The 4,590-nt window shown below is 65.6% G+C and carries 5 protein-coding genes; 1 reads left to right on the top strand and 4 read right to left on the bottom strand.

Going from position 1 to position 4,590, the window contains the following annotated elements; all coding sequences use genetic code 11:
- Positions 1–447: 447 nt before the first annotated feature.
- Positions 448–744 (top strand): DUF982 domain-containing protein, encoded by a 297-nt coding sequence (locus tag EOA33_RS25185; protein WP_126054233.1) that lies wholly within the window; start codon positions 448–450, stop codon positions 742–744.
- 27 nt (positions 745–771) lie between these two features.
- Here the strand turns inward: EOA33_RS25185 and EOA33_RS25180 are convergent, their stop codons facing one another.
- From EOA33_RS25180 to EOA33_RS25165, 4 genes are all read right to left on the bottom strand, one after another.
- Positions 772–1,131 (bottom strand): hypothetical protein, encoded by a 360-nt coding sequence (locus tag EOA33_RS25180; RefSeq protein WP_126054234.1) that lies wholly within the window; start codon positions 1,129–1,131, stop codon positions 772–774.
- Positions 1,132–1,181: 50 nt separating this feature from the next.
- Entirely contained in the window at positions 1,182–1,868 is a 687-nt protein-coding gene (locus EOA33_RS25175) for an aspartyl/asparaginyl beta-hydroxylase domain-containing protein (RefSeq protein WP_126054235.1), read from the bottom strand.
- A 96-nt stretch (positions 1,869–1,964) separates the two neighbouring features.
- Positions 1,965–3,431 (bottom strand): efflux transporter outer membrane subunit, encoded by a 1,467-nt coding sequence (locus EOA33_RS25170; protein WP_127406859.1) that lies wholly within the window; start codon positions 3,429–3,431, stop codon positions 1,965–1,967.
- Between the two features lie 97 nt (positions 3,432–3,528).
- Positions 3,529–4,590 (bottom strand): efflux RND transporter permease subunit (locus tag EOA33_RS25165; RefSeq protein ID WP_245482425.1); only part of this gene is annotated, 1,062 nt, incomplete at its 5' end.

Here is a 4,590-nt window from a genome sequence, read left to right as displayed (position 1 = left end):
TTCCTGAGCAGCGATGCCGGCGCGCTTGCGCTGGCGGCCCATATTCTCCTGGTCGACCAGAATTCGCCGATCCAGGCGGCAGCCGCGCCAGCCGCCATATCCGCGCGGCAGGCGAGCACCAACTAGCCGCGCGCGCCGCCTTCCGCTTGATCTCGGCGGTCGCGGACCGCGCCATCAAACCATTCCCCATTCTTTCGCGCCGCGACCCGCGCGGCGGCCGTCCGTGGTCGCGTGGCGCGCCATTTTCGGAAACATGTTCACTGCAACTTCAACGCAACGCATCAAGACATTCAAGACACTGACGCGCGGTGCCTCGGCCGCGCTGTTTCTCTCGGTCCAGGCCGGGCTTACCGCACTCAGGACACATTCCTGAGTCAAAAGCCCGGCCAAAGCGATTTTTCAGGACGAACGCCGGTGCCGTGACAGCACCGGTCGGGGAGACTTGGAATGGACAGATTGCAATTCGAGGTGCCGGTGCGCATCGCGCCTGCGCCCGGCCTGCCGGTCGAGGAGATCTACGGCGTCGAGCAGGCGCTCGATTTCCTGCAGGCCTGGCCGGCCCGTCGCCAGGGCAAGGTCCATGAGGCCGCCTTCAACGCCTGCTTCGGCGCCACGGTGGATGTGGTCAAGACCGAGGATGCCTGTCGCGCCTTTATGGCGTTCTGCCGCGTCAGCGGCCTGCTGGCCAGGGACATGATGGTTCCCGGCAAGCGCGGCGGCGAGGCGAGGGGGCTGCGGGTGTAAGCTTGCATCGTCCGCCTTTGCCGGCATCTAGCGGCTGAATTTCAGGTCCGGCTTGTCGCCGTCCCAACCCTGAAGCCCTCCAGGCGCCTCGCGAAAGCGCAGGCACCTTGTGCCCATCTTGCCGGCGATGCAGATCTGGTCGCCTTTAACGGACCAGCTTACGGACAGCGTGAAGGGCATGGGGCCACGGATGCTTCCCGTCCCATCCTTCTTGAGCGTGAATTTGAGCGTCTTGCCGTCGGGTGTATCCGCAGACCAGGGACGGCCGTCGGCGAGAACGGCGGCTGCCCTCTGCGGCGACAGGAAGGCCTGGTCCTGCGCGGCAAATGCAGCACCACCGGTAAGAATTGCGATCGAGGCTGCCACGAGCGGCACATTGATCTTCATTGCGATCTCCAGTCTTCGCTTGATTTGTTGGAAGGGCAGTCGGCCCGCATTCAGCCCGAAAAAGACACGCCCCGGTGGCGCATCCCAGTCTGCACGCCGCGAACGATCAGCCGGGACAGGATTTCCATGTCCAGCGGCATTCGCGGACGCCAGACATCAAGGAGAAGGGCGATCCGGGGCTGGTCGGCGTGGTTTGTCACCTCGTGCGGGAAGGTGTCGTCCCACAACATGCATTCGCCGTCGGCGATGCGTCTTTCCTGATGGTTGATCATCATGATCGTTGCCGGCCGCCCATCAGCCTGGCGCGGGATGGCGAGGCCAAGGTGAAACCGCATGATGCCGCGAAAAGGTCCGCGATGGCTGGGGATGTGCTTGCGCGGGGCCAGGAACGAGATCGCCGCCGATTTTACCTCCGGGCATCCGGCAAGCAGCCGGCTGAGCACCGGCATACGCACCAGGTTTTCCGGAACCGGAAGATCGTAGGCCTTGAGCACGAACATGCGCCAGTCGAGGCCGTCATTGGCCGAGATCTCCGCCTGCTCCGGCATGATATCGTGGAAGCGCGGCACCTTGCCGTGTTGCACCGAAAGCGCCTCGTCGCGGATCGCCTGCCAGGCGGCGGTGAACTTCGTGGCATTGGGAAAATGCGTGCCGGCATCAAGAATCGCCGGTGCATCTATGCGCTTTTCGTAGATACGACGGACGAGACCGGTTCCGAGATCGTAGGCGCTCGACATTTCATCACCTCGATGGGTTTACAGATATGGTGGGCGATTGCTTCCGGGCTGTTGCTCACGGAGATTTGTTTGCGCTGTTGAACTCTGCCTCCAATGTCATTGCGTCTTCGCGGCCAGCCTGGGGCCGGTGCTGGCGTCGACGATTTCGGGCTTTGCACTGTCGATGACGCCGTCCCAGCCACCGCCGAGTGCCTTGTTGAGCGCGATGTAGTCGGTGGCCAAGGAGACGCGGCCTTGCAGCATCGTGTCCTCGGCCGAATAGAGCGAGCGCTCAGCGTCCAGCACATCGAGCAAATTGGTTTCGCCGGACGTGTAGAGCGTCCGCTCGAGACGCGCCGCGTCGCCGTAGGATTTCGCCGACGAGGCAAGCTTGCCATTCCTGATGCGCTCCTGCGTCAGCGAAACGCTGGCGTTTTCCACATCCTCCAGCGCCGTCAGCACCGATGCCTTGTAGGCGATGAAATACTTGTCGCGCTCGGTCCTGGCGACGTCGGCGGCTGCCTCCAGCTTGCCGGCGCTGAACAGCGGCACGCTGAGCGTCGGCCCAAAGGACCAGCCGATGGTCGAGTTCTTGCCGAGATCGCCGAGCCTGAGGGCCGAGGTGTCGATGTTCCCGGTCAAGCTGACGCTCGGATAGCGGGCCGCCTCGGCCTGGCCGATCCTGGCGGTGTACTGAGCGTATTGCCGCTCCGCCAGGCGCACGTCGGGGCGGGCAAGCAGGATATCGGCGGGAATGCCGGCCGGCACCGGCAGGCGAGGCGCGGGAATAGGCGCGCCACGCTTCAGCCTGTCGTTCAGAGCCGCCGGCGGCCGTCCGGTGAGGACGGAAAGACGGTGCACCGCCTCGGCATAGCTTGCCTCCAGCGTCGGCACGTCGGCCTCGGTGCTCGCTGCCTGTCCCATGGCCTTGGCGACATCGGCTGCCGTCGCCGTGCCGGCTTCAGCCATGGTGCGGGTAAGGGCCGCGGTCTGTTTTTGCGACGCCGCCGAGCGGCGGGCAAGTTGAATACGGGCCTGATAACCGCGCGCCTGGGCGTAGTTCGAGGCGACATCGCCGATCATTGTGAGCAGCGTCGAGCGCAGCTCTTCCTCTGACGCATCCAGCCCGTAGCGGGCCGCCTCGACGCTTCTGCGGTTAGCACCGAACAGGTCCAGTTCCCAACTGGCGTCGAAACCGGATTGATATTCGCTGTAGACACTGTCCGAACCCGAGGTGGTCACGGCTGACTTGTTGCGCGTTGCCGATCCCGAGCTGTCCACGGACGGGAACAGGCTCGCCGCGCTCTGGCGATAGCTGGCGCGGGCCTCGCGTATCCTGGCCTTGGCGGTGGCGACGTCGAGATTGCCGGCAACCGCTTCCTCTACGAGCGCGTCGAGCTCCGGGTCGCTCAGCCGCTGCCACCATTTCGACAATTGTGCCGGCTTTGCCGGCGAAGCCTTCTTCTGGCTGCTCCAGGCCGCCGGCATCGGCAGAAGCGGCTTCTGATAGTCCGGGCCGACGACGCACCCGGCGAGCGTGGTCGCCGCCAGCATGACGACGCTCAGCCTAACCCAACTCGTCATACGCGTTACCTCAAATTCGATTGATCTTTGCCGGGCGCGAACAGTGCGCTCTGGCGGGATGGTCGAGCTGCAGGATCCAATCGGGGTCGCCTGGCGATCAGGCGTTCCCGGTTAGGCTTTCGGGCGAGACGGTAGGCTTTGCGGCTTCGGGCCCCTCGGCCAGCAGCTTGCTCAAATGGCGGGCGAGGAAGCGCTGGATGTCGTCCATGAAGGTGTAGACGACGGGCACGTAGACGAGGCTGAGCACGGTCGAGGAGAGGAGCCCGCCGATCACCGCGATCGCCATCGGCGCGCGCGTCTCGGCGTCGGCGCCGATGCCGAGCGCGATCGGCAGCATGCCGGCGCCCATGGCGATCGAGGTCATGACGATCGGTCGGGCGCGCTTGCGGGCGGCGTCGAGCAGCGCCTCGAAGCGGCCGAGGCCACGCTCCTTCTCGGCGACCAGCGCATATTCGACGAGCAGGATCGAGTTCTTCGCCGCGATGCCCATCAGCATCAGAAGGCCGATCAGCGGCGTGACGCCAAGCGCGTTGCCGGTGAGGAGCAGCAGGCCGAGCGCGCCGCCGACCGAGAGCGGCAGCGCGACCAGGATGGTCACCGGCTGGACGAAGCTGCGGAACAGGAGGACCAGCGTCAGATACATCAGCAGGATGCCGGCGGCGATCGCCGTGGCGAAGCCGGTGAACAGCTCCTGCATGCGGGCGGCGTCGCCGCGCGCCAGCTCGTGGACGCCGGCCGGCAGGCTCCGCATGATCGGCAGGGCGCGGATGGCCGCGGTGCCTTCGCCTAATGTCAGACCGGAAAGATCCGCCTCGACGGTGGCGCTGCGGCTGCGCTCCACCCGGGTCAGGCTGTTCGGCCCGGCGTTGAAGCCGATGTCGGCTACGGCGCCGAGCGGGACTGTGCCCTTGGAGCCGGTCAGCGGCAGGACGGCAAGCTTTGCCGGATCGTCGATGACGCCGTCCGGCAGGGTGACGACAATCGACACCTGGCGATCGCCAAGGTTGAACTTCGCCAGGTTGGTGTCGGTGTCGCCGATGGTGGCGATCTTGACCGTCGCAGCGATCTCCGTCGGCGTGACACCAAGCTCGGCCGCCTTGGCGCTGTCGGGGCGCACGATCAGCTCGGGCTTGGTGGTCGCGGCGGTCGAGGTCGGGTT

It is taken from the genome of Mesorhizobium sp. M4A.F.Ca.ET.050.02.1.1 (assembly GCF_003997725.1).
In the GTDB taxonomy this organism is placed as follows: Bacteria; Pseudomonadota; Alphaproteobacteria; order Rhizobiales; family Rhizobiaceae; genus Mesorhizobium.
The sequence above is the reverse complement of the archived record's forward strand: the minus strand, read 5'-3'. Positions and strand labels throughout refer to the sequence as shown.